At 49.6% G+C, this 25,528-nt stretch carries 24 protein-coding genes; 6 read left to right on the forward strand and 18 right to left on the reverse strand.

Annotated features, from left to right (window positions below; all coding sequences use genetic code 11):
- Positions 1–11: 11 nt before the first annotated feature.
- Positions 12–989 carry a F510_1955 family glycosylhydrolase gene (locus AC1MEO_RS09950; RefSeq protein WP_480329961.1) on the reverse strand — a complete coding sequence of 326 codons (978 nt, stop codon included), beginning with the start codon at positions 987–989 and terminating at the stop codon, positions 12–14.
- 134 nt (positions 990–1,123) lie between these two features.
- On the opposite strand from AC1MEO_RS09950, the gene AC1MEO_RS09955 reads away from it, so the two are divergent.
- The 4 genes from AC1MEO_RS09955 (at position 1,124) to AC1MEO_RS09970 (ending at position 5,976) form a co-directional block, all read left to right on the forward strand.
- Entirely contained in the window at positions 1,124–1,741 is a 618-nt protein-coding gene (locus AC1MEO_RS09955; protein ID WP_480329963.1) for a YdhK family protein, read from the forward strand.
- A 379-nt stretch (positions 1,742–2,120) separates the two neighbouring features.
- On the forward strand, positions 2,121–3,770 hold the full coding sequence (locus tag AC1MEO_RS09960; protein WP_480329965.1) for an ATP-binding protein: 1,650 nt from the start codon (positions 2,121–2,123) through the stop codon (positions 3,768–3,770).
- Entirely contained in the window at positions 3,767–4,474 is a 708-nt protein-coding gene (locus tag AC1MEO_RS09965) for a response regulator (RefSeq protein ID WP_480329967.1), read from the forward strand. Before AC1MEO_RS09960 ends, AC1MEO_RS09965 begins: the two co-directional genes overlap by 4 nt.
- A gap of 179 nt (positions 4,475–4,653) precedes the next feature.
- Positions 4,654–5,976 carry a CitMHS family transporter gene (locus tag AC1MEO_RS09970; protein WP_480329969.1) on the forward strand — a complete coding sequence of 441 codons (1,323 nt, stop codon included), beginning with the start codon at positions 4,654–4,656 and terminating at the stop codon, positions 5,974–5,976.
- Positions 5,977–6,190: 214 nt separating this feature from the next.
- Here AC1MEO_RS09970 and AC1MEO_RS09975 read toward each other — a convergent pair whose 3' ends face one another.
- From AC1MEO_RS09975 to AC1MEO_RS10020, 10 genes are all read right to left on the reverse strand, one after another.
- A complete protein-coding gene (locus AC1MEO_RS09975; RefSeq protein ID WP_480329971.1) occupies positions 6,191–6,925 on the reverse strand; it encodes an SIS domain-containing protein in 735 nt (244 codons plus the stop codon).
- 25 nt (positions 6,926–6,950) lie between these two features.
- Positions 6,951–7,220 carry an HPr family phosphocarrier protein gene (locus AC1MEO_RS09980; RefSeq protein ID WP_480329973.1) on the reverse strand — a complete coding sequence of 90 codons (270 nt, stop codon included), beginning with the start codon at positions 7,218–7,220 and terminating at the stop codon, positions 6,951–6,953.
- A gap of 73 nt (positions 7,221–7,293) precedes the next feature.
- Positions 7,294–8,016 carry a GntR family transcriptional regulator gene (locus tag AC1MEO_RS09985; RefSeq protein ID WP_480329975.1) on the reverse strand — a complete coding sequence of 241 codons (723 nt, stop codon included), beginning with the start codon at positions 8,014–8,016 and terminating at the stop codon, positions 7,294–7,296.
- A gap of 5 nt (positions 8,017–8,021) precedes the next feature.
- Positions 8,022–8,762, reverse strand: a complete 741-nt coding sequence (nagB, locus tag AC1MEO_RS09990) for a glucosamine-6-phosphate deaminase (protein WP_480329977.1) — start codon at positions 8,760–8,762, stop codon at positions 8,022–8,024.
- A gap of 5 nt (positions 8,763–8,767) precedes the next feature.
- Positions 8,768–9,928 (reverse strand): N-acetylglucosamine-6-phosphate deacetylase, encoded by a 1,161-nt coding sequence (nagA, locus tag AC1MEO_RS09995; RefSeq protein WP_480329979.1) that lies wholly within the window; start codon positions 9,926–9,928, stop codon positions 8,768–8,770.
- A gap of 69 nt (positions 9,929–9,997) precedes the next feature.
- Positions 9,998–11,914, reverse strand: coding sequence for an N-acetylglucosamine-specific PTS transporter subunit IIBC (gene nagE, locus AC1MEO_RS10000; protein WP_480329981.1), 1,917 nt, complete (start codon positions 11,912–11,914; stop codon positions 9,998–10,000).
- Between the two features lie 273 nt (positions 11,915–12,187).
- Complete coding sequence (locus tag AC1MEO_RS10005; protein ID WP_480329983.1) at positions 12,188–12,343, reverse strand: hypothetical protein; 156 nt, start codon at positions 12,341–12,343, stop codon at positions 12,188–12,190.
- A 188-nt stretch (positions 12,344–12,531) separates the two neighbouring features.
- The gene (locus AC1MEO_RS10010; RefSeq protein WP_480329985.1) at positions 12,532–14,559 is read right to left on the reverse strand and encodes a TRAP transporter permease; all 2,028 of its coding nucleotides are present in this window, start codon (positions 14,557–14,559) and stop codon (positions 12,532–12,534) included.
- Positions 14,556–14,981, reverse strand: coding sequence for a DUF1850 domain-containing protein (locus tag AC1MEO_RS10015; RefSeq protein WP_480336075.1), 426 nt, complete (start codon positions 14,979–14,981; stop codon positions 14,556–14,558). Before AC1MEO_RS10015 ends, AC1MEO_RS10010 begins: the two co-directional genes overlap by 4 nt.
- 28 nt (positions 14,982–15,009) lie before the next feature.
- The gene (locus tag AC1MEO_RS10020; RefSeq protein ID WP_480329987.1) at positions 15,010–15,996 is read right to left on the reverse strand and encodes a TAXI family TRAP transporter solute-binding subunit; all 987 of its coding nucleotides are present in this window, start codon (positions 15,994–15,996) and stop codon (positions 15,010–15,012) included.
- A 228-nt stretch (positions 15,997–16,224) separates the two neighbouring features.
- Between AC1MEO_RS10020 and AC1MEO_RS10025 the strand changes: the two genes are divergently transcribed.
- On the forward strand, positions 16,225–17,553 hold the full coding sequence (locus AC1MEO_RS10025; protein ID WP_480329989.1) for a TrkH family potassium uptake protein: 1,329 nt from the start codon (positions 16,225–16,227) through the stop codon (positions 17,551–17,553).
- A 50-nt stretch (positions 17,554–17,603) separates the two neighbouring features.
- Here AC1MEO_RS10025 and AC1MEO_RS10030 read toward each other — a convergent pair whose 3' ends face one another.
- The 6 genes from AC1MEO_RS10030 to AC1MEO_RS10055 form a co-directional block, all read right to left on the reverse strand.
- Positions 17,604–18,941, reverse strand: coding sequence for a gluconate:H+ symporter (locus AC1MEO_RS10030; RefSeq protein ID WP_480329991.1), 1,338 nt, complete (start codon positions 18,939–18,941; stop codon positions 17,604–17,606).
- 138 nt (positions 18,942–19,079) lie between these two features.
- Positions 19,080–19,916: an SDR family oxidoreductase gene (locus AC1MEO_RS10035; RefSeq protein WP_480329993.1), complete on the reverse strand. Its 837-nt coding sequence runs from the start codon at positions 19,914–19,916 to the stop codon at positions 19,080–19,082.
- Positions 19,913–20,989, reverse strand: coding sequence for a mannonate dehydratase (uxuA, locus tag AC1MEO_RS10040; RefSeq protein ID WP_480329995.1), 1,077 nt, complete (start codon positions 20,987–20,989; stop codon positions 19,913–19,915). The genes AC1MEO_RS10035 and uxuA overlap by 4 nt, the downstream gene beginning before the upstream one ends.
- 5 nt (positions 20,990–20,994) lie before the next feature.
- A complete protein-coding gene (locus AC1MEO_RS10045) occupies positions 20,995–21,624 on the reverse strand; it encodes a bifunctional 2-keto-4-hydroxyglutarate aldolase/2-keto-3-deoxy-6-phosphogluconate aldolase (protein ID WP_480336077.1) in 630 nt (209 codons plus the stop codon).
- A 21-nt stretch (positions 21,625–21,645) separates the two neighbouring features.
- The gene (locus AC1MEO_RS10050) at positions 21,646–22,602 is read right to left on the reverse strand and encodes a sugar kinase (RefSeq protein WP_480329997.1); all 957 of its coding nucleotides are present in this window, start codon (positions 22,600–22,602) and stop codon (positions 21,646–21,648) included.
- Positions 22,603–22,871: 269 nt separating this feature from the next.
- Positions 22,872–23,996 carry an NADH-dependent flavin oxidoreductase gene (locus AC1MEO_RS10055; RefSeq protein WP_480329999.1) on the reverse strand — a complete coding sequence of 375 codons (1,125 nt, stop codon included), beginning with the start codon at positions 23,994–23,996 and terminating at the stop codon, positions 22,872–22,874.
- A gap of 181 nt (positions 23,997–24,177) precedes the next feature.
- Between AC1MEO_RS10055 and AC1MEO_RS10060 the strand changes: the two genes are divergently transcribed.
- Complete coding sequence (locus AC1MEO_RS10060) at positions 24,178–25,206, forward strand: NADP-dependent oxidoreductase (protein ID WP_480330001.1); 1,029 nt, start codon at positions 24,178–24,180, stop codon at positions 25,204–25,206.
- Positions 25,207–25,372: 166 nt separating this feature from the next.
- Here the strand turns inward: AC1MEO_RS10060 and AC1MEO_RS10065 are convergent, their stop codons facing one another.
- Positions 25,373–25,507, reverse strand: a complete 135-nt coding sequence (locus AC1MEO_RS10065) for a hypothetical protein (RefSeq protein ID WP_480330003.1) — start codon at positions 25,505–25,507, stop codon at positions 25,373–25,375.
- Positions 25,508–25,528: the final 21 nt, after the last annotated feature.

A 25,528-nucleotide genomic window follows, 5' to 3' on the forward strand; every position in this document is an offset into this window, starting at 1 on the left:
ATTTCTCTCCGTTACTCTACTTGTCCGGCATTCAGGATTTGATTCCATGTGCCTCCGCCGTCTTCGGAAATAAAGGCATGGCCCGCTGCTGTGTAGATGGCTATTTCGTCTTTATTGGACGGATTTTGTGCGATGTACAGAATGCCATCTTCCGGCAAGTCAGGCAATTCGAGCGCCTGTTGTCCGTCATTTTCCCAAGTATACTCGATGAGCTCTGCTTGTGTGCCATAAGTCGCGTAATACAGCGCGTCTTCACTGAAGAACACGGCAGTTCCGTAAATCCCGTCTTCCGTCACCAAGGTGAAGCTGTCACCGCCGTCTTCAGACAGGAAAATCCCTGCAGTCGTTGCTGCGGCAATCAATTGCGAATCGCTTGGGTGCATAGCAAAAGCAGAAATCTCGCCTTCCAATCCCTTGCCATCCACTTGCTGCCACTGCTCCCCTTCATCTTCACTGCGGAAATACCCTGGCCCCATCTGTGAATTTTCCTGTGGATTCATGACAAACAGGTGATGGCTGCGGTAGCCGGCCGCCATGCCGTGGAAATCGGTTTCGCCTTCAAAGCCCATATGGTCGAGTGAGCGGCCGCCGTCTTTACTGCGCTGTATGCCGATCGGGTTCTGCATCATCGATCCAGGACCTGGATGTCCGGATGTGAAAAAACCATCATCGACTGCGTTAAAGCCCATATAGTCATGGAAATGATCGTTTGTTTCCAGCCATTCCCCGTCGCGGTAAATCTTCAGGCCATGATGTGAGGCAAAATACAGCCCTTCCTCATTTTCAATAAAACCCATTCCGTGGACATGGTCCATGCGGCCATCGAACGCCACTTCGAAATCTTCAGAGGTTTCGGCGGATTGGGTGGTTTCATCTGTTTCAACATCCTCAGCAGTTTCAGCGTTTGGTGGTTCCGGTACTTCTTCTTCTCCACATCCTGCAAGCAGCAAACCGCTCATTAAAGGCACTAATACCCATTTTATGTTCATTCCAATCGTCCTCCCATCGTTCAATTTTGTTTTATTGTACAAGAAAAGTTTTGATTTTTTGTGCAGATTCTGCACAGCATTTGCATACTATTTGGGTACAGTGTAAAGACTATAGTGAAGAGAGAGGGATTTCAATGACGAAAAACAAATTTCTGTTGATGGCAATGTCAACTTTAACGGCAATCACGTTGGCAGCCTGTGGGGATACGCAAGAAGATGCGATGAACCCGGCCGACCCTGACAACCAGGTCGACATGACGGAAGAAATGGATGAAAACATGGACGAGGATTTGGAAGAAGATATGGGCCATGGGGGCATGGATCATTCCAGCTCCGGCGAAATACCAGAAGGACTGGCCGAAGCTGAAAACCCAACATTTGGAGTCGGCAGCCAAGCCATCATGAATGCAGATCATATGCCAGGCATGGACGGGGCTGAAGCGACCATCGTCGGCGCCTACGACACGACCGTTTACGCCTTGAGCTTTACACCGACCACCGGCGGTGAACCGGTCGAAAACCATAAATGGGTCATCCACGAAGAGTTGGAGGATGCGGGCGACACGCCTCTTTCAGCCGGTGATGAGGCAATCATTGCTACAGACCATATGGAAGGCATGGACGGCGCCACAGCCACCATCGATTCGGCCGAAGAAACCACCGTCTACATGGTCGACTTTACGACGGCCGATACTGATGAAGCCGTCACCAACCATAAATGGGTGACCGAAAGCGAGTTATCCGCCGAATAAAGAGAGCCTCCCCGTGCATTTGGCACCGGGGAGGCTTTTTGCTTGTTCAGAGGGGCGGCAATTCCGCCCCTTTTTGGATTTTTGGGCGTTCAGTGGGATTTGCAGTCGTTCAAAAAAATTTACGCACGCTCAGACGGATTTACGGTCGCTCAGCAAAATTTACGCACGTTCTAGCCCTAATTGCACAAAAAAAGCACGGCAGAAAAACGCTGCCGTGCGCCAAAATCTCCCTTTCTTGTTATTCATTAGTCTTTATCTTCCAAAAGTCAGTAATTTGCAGATACTCAGAAAAGATTCCAAGTACTCAAGGAGCCACAAACCTATGCCGCGCATATGGTATTATTACAAAAAGCAGATCTATACTAAGGAGCTCTACCACATGATTCAATTCCGCAAAGCTGATATCCAAAAACGATCGCTTCCAGCAACAGCCACTATGAATTTGAAGATGAAGATGATTGGTTTGATCGGCTTTCTGATTTTGGCGATCGTCCTGTTTATCGGTATTTTCCTCGATTATTTCATCACCGATACCTTGGAGACGCAACTCGGTGAGCAGGCATTGAGCGTTGCAGAAAGTGTGGCCCTCAATCCCGATATTGCGCTCGCCTTTGAAACTACAAATCCGGCGGCAATTATCCAGCCGCTTGTTTCCCCGATCCAGCAGTCGACCAATGCCGAATTTATTGTCGTCGGCAATACGGATGAAATTCGTTATTCACACCCAAATCCGGAGCAGATCGGCAAGAGGATGGTCGGTGAAGACAATGAACGCGCCTTGCTTTACGGCGATTCCTATGTATCGGAGGCTACCGGCTCTCTCGGTAATTCGCTGCGCGCCAAAGTGCCGATTTACTCAGGGAATGACATTATCGGGGTAGTGTCGGTCGGCTTTCTCGCAAATGATATCCAGACGCTGATCGGCGGTTATAATCATGAATTATGGTTGATGCTGCTGATCATCGCTACTGCCGCAATTGTCATGGCCATCGCGATTGCCACCTATATCAAGCGGAAGTTGCATGGGCTCGAGCCCGAGGAAATTTCCCGCCTGCTGTTTCAGAAAGAGACTATTCTGCAGTCGACCCATGAAGGCATTATCGCAGTCGATGACACGGGGAGGATCACCCTGCTCAATCAGATGGCACAGCAATTGCTGTTCGGCAACGCCCAGGACGTGGACAAGCTCATTGGCCGACCCATCCGGCAAGTCCTGCCCACTTCTGATTTGCCTGAGATTTTGAAAACCCGCAAGAGCCGCTTCGATCAAGAGCAGATATACGGCAGCTATGCGGTTTATGTAAATTCAGGACCGATTTATTACGAGGATACATTGGTTGGTGCTGTCTCCACTTTCCGCAATAAAACCGAAATCGACAGGCTGACGAAGGAGCTGTCACATGTAAAGCAATATGCCAATGCTTTGCGTGCACAGACGCATGAGTTTTCCAATAAACTTTACACCATTTCAGGGCTAGTCCATTTGAATAAAAAACAGGAAGTGCTCGATTTTATTCGTATGGAGCATAACATTCAGCAGGAATGGATCCAGCAAGTCATCGACAAAGTGGCCGATCCGCTGATCAGCGGCATTCTGATCGGCAAGCTCAATCAGGCAAGCGAGCAGCAGGTTCAGCTGGTGATTGATCCGGATAGCCAGCTGAAGACGCCTTTATCTGAGCCGCAAAGCCGCGCTTTGCTGACGGCGATCGGCAACTTGATCGACAATGCGCTGGACGCTGTGAAAGACTGTCCGCCTGACGACAAGCAGATTGCGCTGTATTTCACGGATGTCGGAGATGACATTTTGCTGGAAATCGATGATTCTGGCCCTGGAATTCCAAGCGGCCAAGAACAGGTTTTATTTGATAAAGGATTTTCATCGAAATCGGGAAGCGATCGGGGCTATGGCTTGAGTACCACCAGACACCTGATTGCCCTTGTCGGTGGTGAACTGCATGCCGAGGAAAGTGAACTCGGCGGAGCCTGCTTTATCGTTTCATTACCGAAAAAGGAGAATAACTTATGAAACAGGAGCTTCATGTTTTGATAATTGAAGATGATTTTCGGGTAGCCGAGATCAACCGTCAACTGGTGGAACAGGTCGCTGGCTACCAAGTGGCCGGCATCGCGAAGACAGGTGATGAAGCGATGGATTTTCTCGCCAACAGCCATGAGCTGCCGGATCTGATTTTACTGGATGTTTTTATTCCTGACCGTATAGAGCTTAATATGCTTCGGGAAATTCGCAGCACCTTCCATCCAGTCGATATAATTATGCTGACAGCTGCGAAGGAAGCAGCAACAATTGAAGAGGCGCTGCGCTGCGGTATCTTTGATTACCTTATCAAACCCGTGGATTTTATCCGCTTCGAACAATCCCTGATACGGTTCAGCGAACAAAAAGCTTTTCTTGCTTCCCGCCAGAACCTGGAACAGACAGACATCGATCGGCTGATCGGCATCGAACCTATTGCCCTTCTTTCAGATACAACTGAAGGTGAACTGCCCAAAGGCATCGACCAACTGACTTTGGTCGGCATTATGGAAATTTTGCAATCCTCTGCTCCGGCAGGCATCAACGCTATGGAAACCGGGAGATCGGTCGGCGTCAGCCGCTCCACTGCCCGCCGCTACCTCGAGCATTTGGTGTCCACCGGCGAAGCGAAAGCACAATTGAATTACGGGGAGATTGGTCGTCCCGAAAGGCGTTACATCCCGTGGACAAAATGAACAAAACCATCAAAAGGCTCTTTAGTTAACTTAATTGAATAATCTTATTTTTCAAATCCTCCTGTGCTAAGTTTAGAGCTATAACTTAGAAGCAGAAGGATTTTATACTAAATACATCTTTTGTATGCGGTTACAATTCTTCCTTCATTTTAATCTTTTAGCTCTGGGGAGGAATTATTATGTTAAGTATTATTGGATTACTGACCATTGTGGTCATTGTCGCATTGCTGATCAGCAATAAAATTACGCCCATCGTCGCACTTGTTCTGGTACCGATTGTCGCTGCCTTTGTTGCGGGATTCAGCTTTGCAGAAATCGGTGAATTTTTCAATAGCGGCATCGATTCCGTCATGAGCGTCGTCATCATGTTCATCTTCGCCATCCTGTTTTTCGGCATTATGCAAGATGTCGGCTTGTTTGAACCGTTAATCAATAAAATGATTGCCGTATCACGCGGAAACGTTATTGCGGTGGCAATCGGAACCGTGTTGATTGCAGCTGTCGCTCAGCTTGACGGTTCAGGAGCTTCCACTTTCCTGATCAGCATCCCGGCTTTATTGCCTTTGTATAAACGCTTGAAAATGAACCCTTATTTGCTGTTGCTGTTGGTCGGGATGTCTGCCAGCATCATGAACATGCTGCCATGGGGCGGTCCGCTTGGCCGTACCGCCGCGGTTCTGGGCGTTGATGTTACAGAACTTTGGAGGCCATTGATCAAAGTCCAGGTGATCGGCTTGGTGCTGCTGATCGGAGTTGCCGTTTTATTGGCCATCCGTGAAAAACGCCTGATCGCCAAACGTGGAGACTTCAATGAAGAAATTTACGAAGAAGCGCAGCCGCTTATCGAGGGGGCACAGGATGAAGCCTCTTTGAAGGCCGCTTCCCTGCGACGTCCTAAACTGTTATGGTCCAATACAATTCTGGCTATTGCAGTCATCGGGGTTCTCGTATGGGGTGTCATCCCTGCCGGCTTTGCCTTCATGATCGGTGTCAGTTTGGCTTTGCCTTTAAACTACCCGAACATGAAAGACCAGATGGACCGCATCAAAGACCATGCACCAAATGCTTTATTGATGGCTGCCATCATTCTTGCAGCCGGTTCGTTCCTTGGCATTCTGAACGGCACCTTGATGCTCGATTCGATCGCAAATGACTTGGTGAAAGTTCTGCCTGCCTTCGTCATTCCGTATCTTCACATCATTATCGGATTTTTTGGCGTACCGTTCGATTTGCTGCTTAGTACCGACGCTTATTACTTTGCCTTATTCCCGATTGTGGAACAGGTAGTTACGGAGTTTGGCGTTTCGTCGCTTTCTGCTGCCTACGCCATGATCATCGGAAACATCATCGGGACGTTCGTCAGCCCCTTCTCACCGGCGCTTTGGCTGGCACTTGGGCTGGCTGGACTCGAAATGGGTCGCCACATCCGCTACTCCCTTCCGATCATGTGGGGATTCAGCATCGTATTGCTTGGAATTTCAATTTTGATCGGTGTTGTGTAAGGATTTTCATCAAAGACAGCTGGGGTTGCTACCGCAGCTGTCTTTTTTGTGCGGATTTCTATGGTTGTTTGCGGAATAGCGGGATTTGTGGGCGTTCAGATGGATTTATGGTCGTTCAGCAAAATTTACGCACGTTCAGACGGGTTTACGCACGTTCAGCCCTAATCGCAACAAAAAAGCACGGCAGAAAAATCTCTGCCGTGCGCTAAAAAATTCAAGACAGCAGCGGAATCCGCGCACTGTACTTATCGATCAGCTGCGTGTTGTGTGCATCTGCTCCGTCGATATTGCCGCTCAGGAAAATAGGCGGCGGAAAACCGGCATCAGCCATTTTCTTGATGGCTTCCGCAAAAATCGCATTCAGGATTGTTGCGCCTACGACGGTCGATGTCGGACCAAATGGAGCACCGACACCTTCATAAGAGAGGATTGCGTCACCTGCTACTGAATGGTTGTCGATGACCAGATCCACCGAGTCGAACAGGTGCTTGCCGCTTTTGTGGCGCGAAGGCTGGCTGGCTGAATACGCTAGCGACGTGATGCCGATGACAAACGCGCCTTTTTCGCGCGCAGCGGCTGCGACGTCCACCGGCACCGGGTTGCGGCCGGAAGTGGAGATGACAAAGACCACATCGTCGGCACGAAAATCCTGTTCCTTCAGGAAACTTGCCGCGTAATCATTCTGGCGTTCCAGCTGGGACGATTGGACCGCCCCTTCATGCAGCATCAGCGGTTCCACGAAAATCGGCTTGATCGGCACCAAGCCGCCGGCGCGGTAAAACACTTCTTCCGTCAAAATATGTGAATGGCCGCAGCCGAACAGTTGGATGATGCCGCCTGCCTGAATTGCGTCAGCTGCTTTTCCGGCAGCTGTCCGCATCGCAAGTTTTTCATTTTTTTCGACAAGCTCCAGCCGTTCCTGTACCTGTTTGAAATAACTGCTTAACATCTTGATTCAACTCCAGTTCAACTGCTTACGCTTTTCCAAGCCCTTCAGCGACAATCATTTCGTCGACTTTGGCCATTAGGGATTCTTCGTCGCTGCCGTCAGCTGTAATCGTGATGCTATTGCCTTTTGAAACACCGAGTGACATGACGCCCATGATGGATTTCAAGTTGACTTCTCTTTCTTTATAAAGCATTTTGACTTCTGCAGAAAACGGCGATACCGCTCCCACTAATTTTGATGCTGGGCGTGCATGGAGACCTTCTTCGCTGGTGATGGTATAGCTTTTTTCAATCATTATTTTCTCTCCTCTGGTGTTGATTTCTGATGGTGCTCTAGATTCGAAAACTTCATTGTTCAAGGTTTTACCGTCAGCGCTTGATGTCGGTCGTGAATTTGTAGCGGTCGGCACGGTACGTACTGCGGACCACTTCGAATGGCTGCTCACCGGCCAAATAGCTGATGCGTTCAATCATCAGGATGGCTGCGGGCGCTTTGATCTGCAGCAGCTCGGCATCTTCTTTTTTCACAAGCCCCGCCTCCATCCGCTGGGTGGCACGGCTGATCGTCAACTGTTGCCCTTCTTCGATCATCGCATACAGCGATCCCTGCAAGGAAACCTTGTCGAGGCCTGGAAAACGGTCGACCGGCAAATAAGTGCGTTCGATGGCCATCGGTTTGTCGTCGGCAAAGCGGATGCGTTCGACGAAAAAGACCTTGTCCCCTTCCGCCAGCTGCAAGTCAGCGGCGATGTCCGGTTCCGGCTCCAGGATTTCAAAACCGATCAGCTTGCTGCTCGGCACCATGCCGCGCGTTATCATGTCTTCCGTAAAACTCGTCAAGCCATTCAGCGGCTGTTCGACTTTTGGGGAAGCCACAAATGTGCCGCGCCCTTTTTCCCGGTACAGCAGGCCGTCATTGACCAGATTGGTGATGGACTGGCGCACCGTCATCCGGCTGACGCCAAAGCGTTCAGTCAGTTCGCGTTCAGAAGGAATCGCTGTGCCGATCGGAAAGTCGCCTTGTTCGATCTGCTGCTTCAGTTGTTCTTCTATTTGAATATAAATCGGAATCGGCGATTGTTTGTCCAGCACAGCTTTCACTCCTCCTCTGCCGCAGCCAACGCGTAGGCATCCCGGTCTACAATCAGTGTAACATGATTGTGTTTCCATAAAAATGAAGCTGGAAAATCTTTGCTGATGCGGCCATCCAACAAGCGTTTTACTGCCTGCGCTTTCTTTTTGCCGGAAGCCAGCAGGAGGATCTTTTCACTTTTCAGGATCGACCCGATTCCCATCGTGATGGCATGGGTCGGCACGCTATCGCGGTCGCTAAAGAACCGGGCATTGCTGTTCCGGGTCGATGCCTCGAGCTGCACACAATGGGTCAGGCTTGTCTCCGGCGTTCCGGGTTCGTTAAAGCCGATATGGCCGTTCGTTCCCATGCCGAGAATCTGCAGATGCGGCGGTCCGATTTCATCGATCAGCGCTTCATAACGCTGGCATTCCGCTTCTGCCGACAATGCTTTGCCGTTTGGAATATGGGTGCTTTCCGGTGCAATATCAATGGACTGGAACAGTTTTTCATTCATGAAATGGCGATAGCTGTTCGGATGGTCACCAGACAGTCCGCGGTATTCGTCCAAATTGACGGTTTGGACATGCCGGTAGGAAATGCCCCGCTCCCGAACGCCTTCAATCAGTTTTTCGTAAAGGCCGAGCGGTGTCGATCCGGTCGCGAGCCCCAACACCGAATGGCTGTTTTCCAGGATTTGCTGTTCCACTAATTGTGCCGCCCTGCTGCTCATCTCTTCGTAGTTTTCGACTCGTATCAGTTTCATCACAGTCACTCCTTCGTATAAGAGATCGTTCCTCTGCATATGGTCATCTGCACAGTAAAATTGTCATCCAGAATCGCCACATCAGCGTCCGCGCCAACTTGCAACCGGCCTTTGTTCACAAGATCCAGTTCTTTTGCCGCGTTGGCGGAAGTCATCAAGACCAGCTCCCTCAGGCTGCAGCCGGTGAGTGACTGCATGTTTTTGACGGCGGTTTCCATCGTCAGGATGCTGCCAGCCAATGTGCCACCGGCGAGCCGCGCATCCTTTTTGGTGACCTGCACATCCTGGCCGCCTAAATCGTAGACCCCTGGCGCCAGGCCTTTTGCACGCATGGCGTCGGTAATGAGGATCAGCCGCTCTGCCCCTTTTTGGCGGAAAGCCAGTTTAACCGCAGTCGGATGGCTGTGAATAAAGTCGGCGATTACTTCCACCGTTAAGCCGTCTTCTGTTAAAGCAGCACCCACTACGCCTGGATCACGGTGATGGAATGGACTCATCTGATTGTAGAGGTGGGTGACATGGCTCGCGCCAGACTGGACGGCGGCCTGCATTTCCTCCAGAGTTCCGTCTGAATGCCCGATTGACGCAATCACGCCGTCTTCTGCCAGGCTTTTAATGAAGGCCAATCCGTTTGTCGTTTCGGGCGCAAGCGTTACCAGCCGGATTTGGTTGCCGCTGAGCTTTTGCCACTTCCGGAATAGCGGGTAGGACGGTTCGGCGATGTGTTCAATCGGCTGTGCTCCTGCCCGCTTATCGGAAATGAAAGGCCCTTCCAGATGGACGCCCAGCATTTCCGCATGCCCTTCCCGTGCCTGGAATTCACGGATATTTTCCAAAGCCGCCGAAATGGCTGTATCCGATTGGGTCATCGTCGTCGCCAAAAAACTCGTTGTGCCTTCTTTCGGCAACGCAGCAGCCAGGCCATTCATCGCTTCTGGTGTTGCGTCCATGGCATCATGCCCCGCAGCACCGTGGATATGGACGTCAATAAACCCAGGAAACGCCGTCCAACTTTTTCCGCTAGCTTCTATATGGAAATCAGCGGGCGCATCGATTTTTTCGGCAACACGGCTTATTTTCCCGTCTTCCACGAGAATGTCCCCCACAAAACTTTCTTCAACAGCATCTGCAATGGTGATGCCGGAAATCAATATGCTTTTACTCATCTCGACCACTCTCCTTGCGAAAAACCAGGAAGATCGCGGTGGATATCCCTGGTTTTCGGCTCGTATTATTTATTCGACTCTCAAGATGGAAGCTGTTCCCTGTTCCTGGAAGCCGTCTTTCATGACCGTAAGTTTTTGTTCAGTCAGATTGGTAAAAATAACTGGTGTTGCAACAGAAGGCGCGTTGGCATTCAGAAAGTCCAAATCAAGCTTCAGCAAAGCGTCTCCGCGCTGCACCAGCTGCCCCTGTTCTATTAATAACTCAAAGCCTTCACCTTTCAGCTTGACGGTATCAAGGCCGACATGAATCAGGATTTCAATTCCTGTATCCGTTTCAATGCCGATGGCGTGTTTGGTCGGGAAAACGCTGACTACACGGCCGTCAACCGGCGAATGGAGGATGTTGCCTGTTGGAATGATGGCAAAACCGGGTCCCATCATGCCTTTAGCAAATACTTCATCCGGCACTTCCGACAGCGGAATCATCTTTCCTTGGATCGGCATTTCAAAATCTTCTGCGATGATTTCATTCATTGCCGCTTGTTCACTGACGATTTCTTCAACAGCTGCTGCTTCCGCTCCGTGTGCAGGAGCCGGATTGCCATTTGCCAAACGCGGCTTCATAGCATCTCCCAAAAATTCAACCGCTGTTCCGATAACCACCTGGACATTGGTTTTATTAATTTTCATGACCCCCATCGCACCATGGCGTTTGAGGGCTTTTTCATCCACAAGCTCTGAATCTTTGACCGTCATGCGCAAACGCGTTGTGCAATACTCGACAGCGACGATGTTCGAAGTGCCGCCCAATGCTTCAATCGTATTGTACGCTCTGACATCAACGGCTTTATTGCCGGAACCTGCATTTTCTGCACCTTCCTCGTCCTCATCTTCACGGCCAGGCGTTTTCAGGTCCAGCTTGACGATCAAGAAGTAGAAGATAACAAAGTAAACGGCTCCGACGACAAGCCCCATAACGAGCAGAATCAGCGGATTGGTGGCCAGCCCATAATTCAGCACGTAGTCGATCGCGCCAGCTGAAAAGCCGAAACCGTGATGGACATCCAAGGCATAAGCGACCATCATGGAAGCACCCGTCAATAGGGCATGGACTACATACAAGATAGGCGACAGGAACATGAACGAAAACTCAATCGGTTCTGTGATGCCTGTCAAAAATGACGTAAAGGCGATACTGAAAAGCATCCCGCCGACAATGGCTTTGCGCTCTTTCTTAGCTGCCGCGTACATAGCAAAACAGGCAGCAGGAAGGCCGAACATCATGATCGGGAAAAACCCGGACAGGAATGGCCCTGCCGTCGGATCCCCTTTCAGGAAGCGGTTGATTTCTCCGCGCACCACTTCTCCCGTGGCATCTGTAAAGGTTCCGAAATCAAACCAGACGACCGTGTTGATGACATGGTGCAAACCAGTCGGCAATAATAAGCGGTTCAGGAAACCGTAAGCGCCGACGCCGAATATGCCGGCATTTAAAATCCAGTCACCCGCGTTATCGATGCCTGCCTGAACCGGCGGCCATGCATAGCCCAATATTCCAGCGAGAACGGTCATGGTCGCCGCGGTGATGATCGGCACAAACCGCCTGCCGCCGAAGAAAGCGAGCCATTGGGGGAACTTCACATTATAGAATTTATTGTATAAAAGACCTCCGACGATACCGGATAAAATACCGGCGAAAACTCCCATATTGATCGACTCGTTGATCGTGACGATTGCCGAAGTCAACACAAGATAAGCGATGGCTCCAGCCAAAGCCGCTCCTCCGTTGCCGTCATGAGCAAGGCCCATCGCGATTCCGATGGCGAAGATGATCGCCAGGTTATCGATGATTCCTGCACCGGCTGCCGACATGAACGGAATATCGAGCAAATCCTCCTGCCCAAAGCGCAGCAGCAAAGCCGCGGCAGGCAAGGTAGCAATCGGGAACATCAAGGACTTCCCTATTTTTTGAAGAAAACCAAACATAAAATTTCCACCCCTTTATGGATTCTTAATTTTCACTATATCCATTATCGGTATAGTTGTCTATACCAATTTCAAGGTTAATAGAAATAAAGTAAGCGGTTACTTATAATTCAGTAAATTTCAAATGAGGGATACGCCTCTTTTAAGTGGATGCCTCCATCCTAGCTGGCGTAATCGCCATCAGCCGGGTTTATGTGCATGAGTGATAACTGAAAAAGAGCTGGAAGTCAAAGACTTCCAGCTCTTACTAATTCATTTGGATCAAAGGCCTGATTACCGCTCTCTCCCACTCAACCGCTCAATCACATTCGCCAGCAGCAGGGTCCGCTCAGCCAGCGAGGACACCACCAAATACTCGGTCTCCTGATGGGCGTTGCCTCCGACCGGACCCAAGCCGTCAATCGACGGAATGCCGATATGGGCCGTCAAGTTGGCGTCTGACCCGCCGCCGCTCTTCTCATGCGTCAGCGATTGACCAGGTTTTCAATCAATTCCAGCATCGGCTGGTGATTTGCCTCAATGAATTCTTTCATATTCGTTGCCCTCCCGCTTTTTCTTTGCCTTACCAAAAAAGCCGGACGGCAGACGATCTGCTGTCCGGCTGACATGCACCTTAGTTACGAAGCAGCCGCGGCTGCATTTTCTTTTTTGCTCTTCAGGAAGTTGATGACGAAAATCCCCAGTACAATCGTCAAACCGATGATATCCGTCAAGGTCTCCGGAACAATCAGCATCAACGCTCCCGCTCCGAGCACAATCCGGAACAGCACATTAAGCCTGGTCTGGAAATAGCCTTCTGCGGTCGCACTCAATCCGATGATGCCGATGATGGCGGTGATGGTAATTGAAATGATCTCCCATATCGGCGGCAAAGCGAACTCAGTGGCATTGACCGCAATGTCTGTCGTGTCAATCATCAGCATGGCTGGGTTATAAACGAACAAGTACGGGATGATGAAACCGGCGATCGACAGACGCAAGGCGTTCAAGCCGGTCCTCATCGGATCCCCTCCGGATATCCCGGCACCGGCAAACGCGGCAAGCGCGACCGGCGGTGTAATATTGGCGAAAATCCCAAAATAGAAGACGAATAAATGTGCGACCAGAACCGGAATGCCAAATTCAGCAAGTGCCGGCGCCGTCATGGTTGCCGTGATGATATAAGCCGGGATGGACGGCAAGCCCATACCCAGAACAATCGATGCCAGCATCGTCAGGAACAATGTCCAGAACAGCGACCCTGCACCAAAGCTTGTAATCGCTGAAGTCATGACAGTACCAAAGCTTGTCAGGCTGACCACACCGATGATGATGCCGACGACCGCACAGGCGATCATGACGGACAGCGATTGGCGTGCCCCATTTTCCATCGCTTCGAGAATATCCTTAAAGCCCATACGCGTCGATTTTCTGAATGCGGCCACAATGACTGTCAGTACGATGGTATAGAATGCTGCGTAAGCGATTGGCATGCCTGTATAGAGCATAAAGATCAAGCCGACGATCGGCAGCAGCAAATGCCCTTTTTCCTTCAGCACTTCTTTGGTTCTCGGCAGATCCGCTTTCGGAATGCCTTTCAGGTTTTCTTTTCCGGCGCGGAAATGGACCTGCATGATGACCCCGAGGAAATACAGCACTGCCGGCAGCAAAGCCGCAAGCGCAATCGTTCCGTAGGCAATCCCTGTCGTCTCCGCCATGATGAACGCGCTCGCCCCCATGATCGGCGGCAAGATCTGTCCGCCCACGGAGGCACTCGCTTCTACGGCGCCGGAAAAGTTTTTATTGTAGCCGATTTTTTTCATCAATGGAATGGTGAAGGCACCGGTCCCGACGACATTGGCGATGGCCGAACCGTTGATGCTGCCCATGAACCCACTGGAAATGACCGCCACTTTGGCAGGTCCTCCTTGCTTGCTGCCTGCTAAGGCCATGGCCAGGTCATTGAACAATTGCCCCATCCCCGATTTGGCGAGGAAGGCGCCGAACAGGATGAACAGGAAGATGAATTGCAACGAAGCGGAAATGGCCGTTGAATAAAGACCTTCCGTCTTCAAATACAGCTGCCCGAAAATATCGCCAAGGTCGAACGGCCGCGTCATCAGCATATCCGGCATCCAGATAAAATGGCTGATGAATGGATATGCAAGGAACACCAAAGCCAGAATCGGCAGGATGATGCCGGTGACGCGGCGTGCCGCTTCAAGGACCAGCACAACCGTCAGGATGGCGAAAACGATATCCAATGTATTCGGAATCCCGCCGCGCGTCGTCATGATGTCATTGTATTCATACATCAAATAACCTGCAGTTCCCAAACTGAAGATAAATAAAATCCAATCATAGAACGGAATCTTCGTGCGATCCTGCTTTTTGAATGTCGGATAAACCAGGAAAATCAGCCCCATCCCGACCGCAACGTGAATGGCACGCGCCTGAAGGGCAGGAAGCGGATTGAAAGTGACGTATAGATGGTAGAGTGTATAGGCGATGGCGATCGCGGCAATCAATAAAACCAGTTTACGGTTTTTCAATTTCCGGACTTTGGCATCCGTATCGTATTTCTCCAGCACTTCCTGGCTGATGTTTTTGTCTTCTTCATGGGCGGAGACGCTTTCGACGTCCAAATCCCGGTTGTCTTTTGTCATAGCTTGCTCCCCCTTACATAATCCCAAAGATCAATAAATTCAATCGTGATTGTCACAAGCTCATAGTCTTCTGTGTATTCATACAATGGAATTTCCTTATCAGCGGTGATGATCGCCGTTTGTGCATTTTGGGAAACCGTCAAATTCATTTCATTGAAAAGGCGGCCGATCTTCATATGGACATAGCCGTCTTCTGAAGAGATTATTTCACCATCAGAAGGAACACCCGCGCCGTAAGTTTTGAATTTCGTTTCCGTCAGCAGCAGGTTATCCCCGTCCCGTTCATAAAATTCCAGCCACTCCTCTTTTTCGACGGAATGGATCCACTGCAGCGTAAAGTCGGTATCTTTTAAAAAATAGCGTTCCCCTCCGAAATCGAACTGTACGACAGGAATTCGCCAAAACAGGAAAAAAAGGAGCACAATCAAACATGCCCCTCCCGCCAACACTTTATTGTTCATCGTAGTAACGCTGTGCCCCTGGATGCAACGGTGCTACCAAGCCTTCTTGTGCTGCTTCCAATGTAATATCGGCTGCTGCCTGGTGGGAATTCTCCAGCGTGTCCAGATTCTCAAAGAAGGTTTTGGTTAATTTGTAGACATCGTCTTCGCTCATATCCGAGTGGACCACCAAAGCGTTCATGATCGCTGCAGTTGGAACGGGTTCTTCATTGCCGTAAGTTCCTGCTGGAATTTCAAGTGAAATAAAATAGGACTGATCTTCTGCCACGCGTTCAACATCTTCCGGCGCAATGGAAACCATGCGGATATCCAGTGTTTCAGACAGTTCCAGCAAGGACGCATTCGGCAGGCCGCTTGTCAGGAAAGCCGCGTCGATCTGTCCGGCACGCAGGCCGTCAGCCGCTTCCGCATAGCCAAGGTAATCCACATCGATGTCATCGTAAGTGATGCCGTAGCCTTCCAATAGCATGCGCGCATTCACTTCTACTCCAGAATTCTGGTCACCTACTGCGATTCGCTTGCCGCGCAGGTCTTCAAAGGTTTCAATGCCTGAATCCGCCGTGGTGACGATTTGGACATAGTTTGGATACAAGGCAGCGATTTGGCTGATTTTATCTGACGGCTCGGTAAATCCTTCCGTTCCTTCAACCGCCTGGCTGACAACATCACTCATCGTGAATGCCATTTCAATCTTGTCTTCTTTGATCAAGTTGACGTTCTCAACCGACGCGCCGGTTGTCTGGGTTCTTGAATTGACGCCGTATTCCGTGCTGTAGGTTTCAGCCAGTGTCGAGCCGATGATATTATAAGGGCCGGATGCTCCACCCGTCGCGATGGTGACAATATTCGTTTCCAACCCAGCGGCTTCTCCACCGCCTTCTTCCGGGTTCGTAGTGACATTGTCTTCTCCACAGGCTGCTAAAACCACGCTGCCGGCAATGATCAAAGAGAACGCACTTACCTTCATTTTCTTCATCTCTCTACCCCCTAGTTTTTTTTAATTATACCGAAATTAAGGAGTGATTAATAGGGAATATTCTATTTTTTCTGATTTAATAAACGATTGCGGTTCATTATACAAAGATGCCCTGCCGGTTGCGCAGCAATCGCCGTTTTTTCCGTCGTGCATAATTTTATTGACAGTAGGTCGAAACAGGCATAAAGTAGGCTCATATTTCAGTTCTATAGATGAGGAAGTGCTTTGATGCGCTCATGGAAAAAAAAGCGGATAACCGTTTCTCCACCGGTTGTTATTTCCGGCAGTTTCTTATTTTTGATCTTGGCAGGCACCTTATTATTGAAACTGCCCTCCGCAACCACGCAACCGATTTCCTGGACTGATGCCTTGTTCACCGCCACATCTGCCACGACAGTGACGGGACTCAGCGTCTTTGATCCGGGCACTGTCCTCACCGGCTTCGGCGAATTGGTTCTGCTGGTGCTGATCCAATGCGGAGGCATCGGCTTGATGACGTTCGCTGTGGCCATCCTGATCCTGTTCCGCAAGAAAGTTGGCCTTCAAAGCCGGATTTACCTGCAGGAATCGCTGACCCAAAACACAGTCGGGGGCATCGTCAAACTCGTCAAATCGATCCTGACATTTGCTTTGACGGTGGAAGCAATCGCTGCAGTGCTGTTGACCATTTACTGGATTCCGGAATTCGGCTTTAAAGATGCACTCAACTACAGTGTCTTCCATGTTGTTTCCGCCTTTAACAACGCAGGATTCTCGCTGTTTCCCGATAACATGATGAGCTTTGCCGGAGATCCGCTGGTCAATGGACTCATTTCCATGTTGTTCATCATCGGCGGCATCGGGTTCACCGTGGTTATGGATATCTCACAGAAAAAAACGTTCCACAGATGGGCATTGCATACCAAGCTGATGGTCGCCGGCACCCTGATTTTAAATGTGGTTGCCATGATTGTAATTTTCGCTTTGGAATACAACAATCCCGGTACTCTCGGCAATATGTCCCTGCACGACAAATTGCTGGCTTCCTATTTCAGTGCAGTAACTCCGCGGACTGCGGGATTCAATACGCTGAACTACGGCGAATTCGAAGATCCGACCCTCTTGTTCACGATGCTGTTGATGTTTATCGGCGGAGGCAGCGCTTCGACAGCTTCCGGCATCAAAGTGACGACTTTTGTCGTTGTCGTCCTGGCGACGGTTTCTTTTTTGCAGTCACGGCGCGAACCCGAAATTTTTGGCCGCTCCATCCGGATTGAGACGGTGATCCGTTCTCTGGCCATCACGACCATCAGCGTATTGCTGGTTGTCTTCTTACTGTTCCTATTAACCGTAACAGAAAAAATCCCATTCCTGCCGCTGGCATTCGAAGTGGTGTCCGCATTCGGGACCGTCGGCTTGTCGATGGGCATCACCGGCGAGTTGAGCGACCTCGGCGAAATCCTGTTGAGTCTGGTGATGTTCACCGGCCGGATCGGGCCCTTGACTCTGTTCTTTATCTTAATGAAACCACACAAGGAAAATTACCGTTATCCGTACGATACGGTGTTCACCGGCTGAATACAAAAAGCGCAACTCCGAAAATTCGGAGTTGCGCTTTTTTCATTCCATTATATAAACAAGCTCAGCAGAAGAACAACGCCAAGTCCGACAACCGAAGTCGTCAACAGCAGCAGTCCCCATGTTCTGAAAGTTTCTTTGATCGATAAATTAAAGTATTCCTTGAACAGCCAGAACGACGCATCGTTGACGTGCGTAATTGTATTACTGCCGGCTGCGGTAGCAAGTACCATCAGTACCGGATTAACGTCGAATGTCGGAATCAGCGGCCCAACGATTCCTGCCGCCGTGATAGCGGAAACGACACCCGTACCCGTTGCGATACGCAGCATTGCCGTAATGACCCATGCCATGATCAACGGGGAGACGCTGGTGTTCTGCATCAGCACAGCGATATAATCGCCGACACCGGAATCTAGGATGATCTGTTTGAAAGCACCACCTGCACCAACAATCAGGATGATCATCGAAATGCTTTGGATGGCACTGCCAAACGAATCCATGACTTCATGCATTTTCTTGCCGCGGCGCAAACCAAATACATAAATCGCAATAAGGACTGCCAACAGCATGCTGATTTCAGCTGTGCCCAAGAAGTTGATGATTTCGTGGAACATTGTTCCTTCTTCAATGAAGAGATTGAAAATTGTCGTGCTGGTGATGATGATGGCCGGCAATAACGGTACAATGACACTGATTGCAAAGCCCGGCATTTCTTCTTCTGTAAATTCTTTCGGTTTTTTCAAAAGAGGTGGAACCGGTTTTTCCAGGTTGCCGAGCAATCGTGGCAGGATGATTCCTGCTGCAATAACAGCAGGCACAAAGACTACCACGCCTAATATGTAAACCATTCCCATATCCGCGCCATAGGCTTCAACAAGAGCAGTCGGACCCGGCTGAGGCGGGAATAAACTGTGGGCTAAGGTCGCCGCAGCAACCATTGTCATCCCAAGTCGCATGTACGACACTTTCGCTTCAATCGCGATACTGATGACCAGTGGCGCTAAAATGATGAATGCCACTTCGTAGAAAACTGAGATCCCGAAGATCCCACCGACAATTAAAATTGCCCATTCAATATTTTTAACGCCGAATTTTCTGAGGAGCGTTGAAGCTACCTGTTGGGCTGCTCCCGAGTCGACCATCAATTTACCAAGTACAGCACCCAATCCGATGATCAATGCGAGGCTGCCGAGTGTGCTGCCGAAACCGTTTTTAATGGATTCAACTACATCATCCAGGCTTAACCCGTTCAGAATACCGACGATAATGGCCACAATCAATAAAGACAGGAAACTGTTTAATTTCACTTTCATGTTCAAGAACAATAACAGGGCTACGCCCAGTGCCACCCAAATAATCGGCAGCGAATCAATAATCCAATCCATACTCTTTCCTCCGTTAAAACCTATCCAACTCTTATGCCATATCGACTCTGGTTGATGGTTGATTTATTTTTCCAAAATTTGCAATCGCTTTCAAACGGCTTGAGAAAGCTCCTGTGCACTAAGCACAGGGGGACTTTCTTATACGCCAGAGTAGGCCATAAAGCCACCATCTATGGCCAACGTCGTTCCAGTAACGAAAGAAGAATACGATTCATCCGCAAGGAACAATAATGCGCCAAGCAGATTTTCGGGCTCGCCGAATTTATTCATCGGCGTCGCTTCCAGAATTTTTTTCGTGCGTGCCGTCGGATTTCCGTCTTTATCCATCAACAGGTCGCGGTTTTGTGTCGTCAGGAAGAAACCGGGCGCAATCGAGTTGACGCGCAGGCCAGTTTCCGCAAAATGAACCGCCATCCATTGCGTGAAGTTGTTGATCGACGCTTTTGCCGCGCTATATGCCGGGATTTTCGTCAATGGTGCATACGAGCTCATCGAAGACAAATTGATGATGGCCGGTGCTTCGCTTTTCAGCAATTCCTTGCCGAACACCTGGCAAGCCAGGAAGGTCCCTGTGAAGTTCAACGAGAAGACCGAAGAAAAGCCGGTTGCATCCAAATCGAAGAACGATTGTCCCTCATTTTCTTCCGCATAGGTTTCCGGGCCAGTGATGGCATCCGGATGGTTACCGCCGGCGCCATTGACCAACAAGTCGATGCGGCCGAATGTTTCAAGGATCTGCTGCTTTGCCTGTTCCAATGAAGCACGGTCTAAAACGTCAGCTGGAAGCGCCAGAGCTTCCCCGCCCGCATCTTTAATAGCCACCGCGACGCTTTCGCCTTTTTCGGCAGTACGATTGAGAATAGCTACTTTCATGCCTTGGCGTGCCAGCTCCTTTGCCATTTCCGAACAAAGAACCCCGCTGCCGCCAGTGATTACGGCTACGCGGCCGTTCAGGTTTTCATGGACTGGAATCATTTGGCACCTTCTTTTCCGGCTGCTTCGTAAGCATCCCATAATCCGAGCAAGTACATGATGCCGAGTGCTCGGTCATACAAACCGTAGCCCGGGCGGCAAACTTCGCCCCAGATATGGCGGCCGTGATCCGGACGTACATAGCCTGTATAGTTCTGTGCATGCAATTCTTTAACGACGCCCTTCACATCAATCGACCCATCCTGTGTGTAATGGGAGGTCTCTGTAAAGTCGCCGTTGTCATAAATCTTGACGTTGCGGATATGCGCGAAAGGAGAGCGGCTGGCGTATTTTTTTGCCACCTGCACCATGTCGTTCGCCGGGCTTGCACCCATCGAGCCGGTGCACATCGTAAAGGCATTGGATGGTGAATCGGAAATTTCGATCAGTTTCTCGTAGCTTGCTTCACCGGTGATGATGCGCGGCAATCCGAAAATCGAATACGGCGGATCGTCCGGATGAATGGCCATCTTAATGCCTGCTTCTTCTGCGACCGGCAGGATTTCCTTCAGGAAAATCTCCAGGTTGTCCCATAGCTTCGCTTCGTCCACTTCTTTATAAGCCTCAAAAAGTTCCGTGATGCGGTCCATTTTTTCCGGCTCCCAGCCAGGCAGCGTCAAATCAGACGCTTCACTGACGGTACGGATCAATTCTTTTGGATCCATCTGTTCCACTTTCGATTTCTCAAAAAACAGCGCGGTCGATCCATCTTCCAATGGATGGAACATTTCTGTCCGCGTCCAATCGAAGATCGGCATGAAATTATAGCAGATGACTTTGACGCCGAATTCTGCCAGATTGCGGATTGATTCCTTATAGTTTTCAATATATTGGCCGCGTTCTGCATTTCCCAGTTTGATGGATTCATGGACATTGACGCTTTCGACGACGTCCGCATGGAAACCGTGTGATTCGATGTAGGCCACTTCTTCTTGGATGTCTTCTTTTGTCCAGACTTCGCCGGCCGGTTTGTCGTGAAGCGCCCAAACGATTCCTTTGACGCCTGGAATCTGTTTGATGTGTTCCAGCGTTACTGTATCATTGCCCTGTCCATACCAACGAAATGTCATGTTCATGGTCTTCACTCCTTCTGCTGCGCACTTTTCTGTATGTATTTTTGGCTAAGTTCCACCGCTGCGTCAAAACCGCCAGCTGCGTATGCTTTATTTAAATCGCTTCCGATGCCGACCGCTACTGCGCCGGCTGCCAGCCAGTCCTGGATATTGTTCAGGTTGATGCCGCCAGTCGGCATGATGCGCACATGCGGTAGCGGTCCGTTGACCGATTTGATGAACGAAGGTTCGAAATTATTCGCCGGGAACAATTTGATGATATCGCTTCCTGATTCCAATGCCTTTACCATTTCACGGATTGTCATGCAGCCCGGCAGATAGGGAATGCCGTAGCGGTTGCAGACTGGTGCAATCTCTTCATTGAAATGCGGGCTGACAATAAATTTCGCTCCCGCCAAAATGGCGTGGCGCGCCGTTTCCGGATCCAGCACAGAACCTGCACCAAGCAGGACATCTTCGCCTTCAAGCGCTTCGAATACTTGTTGGACATGCGGCGTCGTATAGGTCAATTCAATTGCGCGTATGCCGCCCTGTACCGCCGCTTTCGACAATTCAACCGCTTCTTCTGCGCTGGTGCCGCGGATAACCGCCACCACTTTTGTTTCAGACAATTGGGATAGAATGGCATGCTTTAACATCAATTGGTTTCCTCCTTCAGATTAACGCTCAATAACAATTTCTTTATGGATCAAGGACTCGACTTCCTTCAGATAAGGAAGCCCTTCGTTGTCTCCGGAAACGGTCGTCACCAGTGCACCGACGCCATTGGCGAATTCCAGTGATTGTTCAGGTGAATAGCCGTGCAATACCGAATAGATATACCCGGCATCAAAACCATCACCCGCTCCTACTGTATCGATCGGGTTGACGCTGAACGCTTCCTTTTCGTGCCACTCGCCGCCAGTAAAGACCCGTGCCCCGTTGCCGCCATCTTTTATGACCAATTGGCCAATCGAGAAATCCGCTGCACATTTTTCCAATGCTTCTATTGAAGCATCGCCGATGATCAATTCAATTTCATCCAGACCCGTCAGCAGGATATCCACTGAAGGCAGAATTTCCATATAAGCGGCTCTCGCCTGTTCGATGGTCCATAGCTTGAGTCGGATATTGGGATCGAATGAAATACGGATATCCAGCTGCTCTGCAATTTCCAGCACGCGCTTTGTGATGGCCAAATTTTTTGGATCGATTGCCAGGAACACCCCAGTCAAATGAATGATGTCAATGCCTTCAAACATTTCCTCAGTGATGTCTTCTGGTTGCATCGTCAGGATAGGTGACTGGTAGCGGTAGTAGAACGTCTTGCCTGAGCCGTCTTCCCGGATCTCCTTGAAGTTCAATGAAGTCGGATAACCTTCCACAAATTCTACATCCGTCATATCAATGCCTTCACCGCGCGCAAAATTATAAATGACACGGCCGAATTCATCGCCGCCCAAACGGCTTGCCCATTTGGAATGCAGGCCTAACCGCGCGCAGCCAATCGCAAAATTCAATTCTGCTCCCCCGACTTTACGTGTGAAAGCTGGGACGTAACGAAGTGGCCCTGTCTCCGACGGATTAAATGTAATCAACGCATCGCCCAGTGTAAAAACACCATAGGTATCAGACAAAATACTCGCTCCTTCCGCTATATAAAACCATTATTTGTATTTATCATTAGAATCCAATTTCTGCTAAATCGGTTTACTAAACCGGTTTATTAAAATTATAAATGAAAGTGCTTTCAATTTCAACCTATTATAGGAATATAGTTATTTTATACTTCTGATATTCCACAAACTGGTTCTCAAAAGCGCTTCTTCTGTTTACAAATTATTTTACTGTATAAATAATTCCATAAAAAAACGTTCAACCGAAGTTGAACGCTCAGTACCCCATATTACTGGTCCGCTACTTTAACCATGCCGTACGATGTGATGAGATGCCACATGTTTTGCGGGATGTCTAAGCTGCCGACCATTTTTTGCGTAATTTGCGGATGGATTTCGTGTTCGTTGCCTTGTTTTACTTTTTCAGTCCATTCCGGATCGATCAGTGCTTGGCGTCCGATCACGACGATGTCTGCGCCTTCTGCCAATGCCGTCAATGCGTCTTCCGGTGTTTTCACACTGCCGACTGCGACAAAAGCTGCGCGGCCATTGATGTGGTCTGCTAAGATGCGGACGATGCTGTCGCCTTGTTCCGCGCCTTTTGGAGCTTTCATGACTTCCATCAATGACACGTGGATGTAATGGATGCCATGCTGAATCAATTCTTCCACCAATACTTTGGTTTCTTCTATTGTATAGCCGGCTGAAGTTTCATTGTTTTCTTCCGGTGACAGGCGGTAGCCGACGATAAACTGCTCATCCGCATATTGTGCGACAGTGTCCTGAACTTTTTTCTGGACAGCCAGTGGAAACTTCAAGCGGTTTTCCAGGCTGCCTCCCCACTGGTCCTGCCGCTGGTTTGTCGCCGAAGAAACAAATTGCTGAAGCAAGTAGGTATTGGCACCGTGGATTTCCACGCCGTCAAATCCTGCTTCGATCGCTCTTCTGGTCGTTGCGCCAAAGTCTTCGATGATGGCTTCAATTTCTTTTTCCGTCAATTCACGCGGTGTCGGCGTACCTGCTGCACCCGGCACTGCACTTGGAGCTACTGTTTCATTGGCTTTGATCAATGCAGGCTGTCCTTGGCGTCCACCGTGCTGGATCTGCAGGATCGCTTTGCTGCCTTTTGATTTCATTTCTTTTGCCATTTGCGTCAGGCGCGGAATGGCGTTGTCGTCAAAACCGATAAACTGGTTCGGGAACGCGATGCCGTTTTCCGACACTGCGATGCATGCCGAGATGAACAAGTCGCCAAGACCTGCGCGACGGTTGTAATAGGTCAATTCTTCGTCAGAAACGGTGCCGTCTTCATTTCCTGAATAGGTCGTCATCGGTGCAACACCTAGGCGATCGTTCAATACGACGCCATTCGGCAACGTAATTTCTTCAAACAACTCTTTATATAATGGATTCAATGGACTTCCTCTTTTCTGCAATTGGTTCTGTTCCGAAAGGCTTCGGTATTTCAAAATAGCATACGGATTTTAAGGAATCAAGAATACACGCTCACCGCCATTTTCCAGTGCATTATTTTTGACCCCCCTCTGTTGGAGTGGTACGCTTTTCATCGAATTCGTATATTAGGAGGAATTTTCCATGACAAACCAAACACATAGAGAAATCCATTTGGTCAATCGCCCAGAAGGCATGCCAACGAACGATGATTTTAAATTTGTTGAGAAAGCAATTCCGGTACCCGCTGATAATGAAGTCTTATTGAAGACACTTTATTTGTCAGTCGATCCTTATATGCGCGGACGGATGAGAGATGTAGAATCGTATATCCCGCCGTTCGAATTGAATAAAGTACTGGTCGGCGGTGTGCTTGCCGAAGTGGTCGATTCCAATTCGGATTTATTGAAAAAAGGCGATATCGTCAACGGCAACCTCAGCTGGGCTGAGTACAATGTAGCCGATCCCCAAAAGCTGCAGCAAGTGGACCCAACTGTCGCACCAATCACTACACGGCTTAGCGTTCTCGGCTTGACCGGGCTTACCGCTTACTTCGGATTGCTGGACATCGGCAAACCGCAGGCTGGCGAAACGGTTGTCGTTTCAGGAGCAGCGGGTGCTGTCGGTTCGATTGTCGGCCAAATCGCCAAAATCAAAGGAGCGCGCGCTGTCGGCATTGCAGGTACCGATGAAAAAGTCGATTACCTGATCAATGAACTCGGCTTTGACGCTGCAGTCAATTACAAGAAAGACAGTTTCGAAGAAGACCTGATTGCAGCACTTCCAGATGGCGTCGACGTCTATTTCGACAACGTCGGTGGAGACGTTTCCGATGCCGTCATCAATCAGCTGAACCGGAATGCCCGCGTTTCATTATGCGGATCGATTTCTTCCTACAACTCACCGGGTGAAGACGTCGGCCCCCGCATGCAATGGAAATTCATCAAGACCAGCTCGATGATGAAAGGCTTTACGCTCGGCGATTATGCGAAAGACCTGCCAACAGGCGCCGCAGCACTTACCCAATGGTTCCAGGAAGGCAAATTGAAATACGACGAAACGATTGTCGAAGGCTTTGAAAACACGCCGGACGCGTTTTTTGGCCTATTCAAAGGCACCAACCTCGGCAAGCAATTGGTAAAAGTCGCTGATCCTGATTTCGCGAAGCTATAAAACTGTGAAAAGCCGCCTGTATGGGCGGCTTTTTTCCATTTAATTGGATATACGGTCCAATCGGAGTGAAATACTGTCGAAGTAAGGGTAAATACTGTCCAAACGCAAAAAACAGCCACAATGAGCATGCGGCTGTTTTCATTTAATTGGATATACTTTGTGTCCGCTACCACTCCTTGAGAAAACGGAAGACCATGCGCGGAAGATAGAACAAAATCTCCAGGATGCCAATAAAAAAGTCAATTACATCATAAATCCACCAGCGGTCTTTCTTCTCTTTCGTTTTCGTTTTGATTGCCATCTGCCATCTCCGCCCCTACTG

Source organism: Planococcus sp. BI3 (genome assembly GCF_056680115.1).

Coding starts and splice junctions, on each gene's coding strand:
- AC1MEO_RS09950 (WP_480329961.1), bottom strand. CDS start 989: ATGAACATAAAATGGGTATTAGTGCCTTTAATGAGCGGTTTGCTGCTT.
- AC1MEO_RS09955 (WP_480329963.1), top strand. CDS start 1,124: ATGACGAAAAACAAATTTCTGTTGATGGCAATGTCAACTTTAACGGCA.
- AC1MEO_RS09960 (WP_480329965.1), top strand. CDS start 2,121: ATGATTCAATTCCGCAAAGCTGATATCCAAAAACGATCGCTTCCAGCA.
- AC1MEO_RS09965 (WP_480329967.1), top strand. CDS start 3,767: ATGAAACAGGAGCTTCATGTTTTGATAATTGAAGATGATTTTCGGGTA.
- AC1MEO_RS09970 (WP_480329969.1), top strand. CDS start 4,654: ATGTTAAGTATTATTGGATTACTGACCATTGTGGTCATTGTCGCATTG.
- AC1MEO_RS09975 (WP_480329971.1), bottom strand. CDS start 6,925: ATGTTAAGCAGTTATTTCAAACAGGTACAGGAACGGCTGGAGCTTGTC.
- AC1MEO_RS09980 (WP_480329973.1), bottom strand. CDS start 7,220: ATGATTGAAAAAAGCTATACCATCACCAGCGAAGAAGGTCTCCATGCA.
- nagB (WP_480329977.1), bottom strand. CDS start 8,762: ATGAAACTGATACGAGTCGAAAACTACGAAGAGATGAGCAGCAGGGCG.
- nagA (WP_480329979.1), bottom strand. CDS start 9,928: ATGAGTAAAAGCATATTGATTTCCGGCATCACCATTGCAGATGCTGTT.
- nagE (WP_480329981.1), bottom strand. CDS start 11,914: ATGTTTGGTTTTCTTCAAAAAATAGGGAAGTCCTTGATGTTCCCGATT.
- AC1MEO_RS10010 (WP_480329985.1), bottom strand. CDS start 14,559: ATGACAAAAGACAACCGGGATTTGGACGTCGAAAGCGTCTCCGCCCAT.
- AC1MEO_RS10020 (WP_480329987.1), bottom strand. CDS start 15,996: ATGAAGAAAATGAAGGTAAGTGCGTTCTCTTTGATCATTGCCGGCAGC.
- AC1MEO_RS10025 (WP_480329989.1), top strand. CDS start 16,225: ATGCGCTCATGGAAAAAAAAGCGGATAACCGTTTCTCCACCGGTTGTT.
- AC1MEO_RS10030 (WP_480329991.1), bottom strand. CDS start 18,941: ATGGATTGGATTATTGATTCGCTGCCGATTATTTGGGTGGCACTGGGC.
- AC1MEO_RS10035 (WP_480329993.1), bottom strand. CDS start 19,916: ATGATTCCAGTCCATGAAAACCTGAACGGCCGCGTAGCCGTAATCACT.
- uxuA (WP_480329995.1), bottom strand. CDS start 20,989: ATGAACATGACATTTCGTTGGTATGGACAGGGCAATGATACAGTAACG.
- AC1MEO_RS10045 (WP_480336077.1), bottom strand. CDS start 21,624: ATGTTAAAGCATGCCATTCTATCCCAATTGTCTGAAACAAAAGTGGTG.
- AC1MEO_RS10060 (WP_480330001.1), top strand. CDS start 24,178: ATGACAAACCAAACACATAGAGAAATCCATTTGGTCAATCGCCCAGAA.
- AC1MEO_RS10065 (WP_480330003.1), bottom strand. CDS start 25,507: ATGGCAATCAAAACGAAAACGAAAGAGAAGAAAGACCGCTGGTGGATT.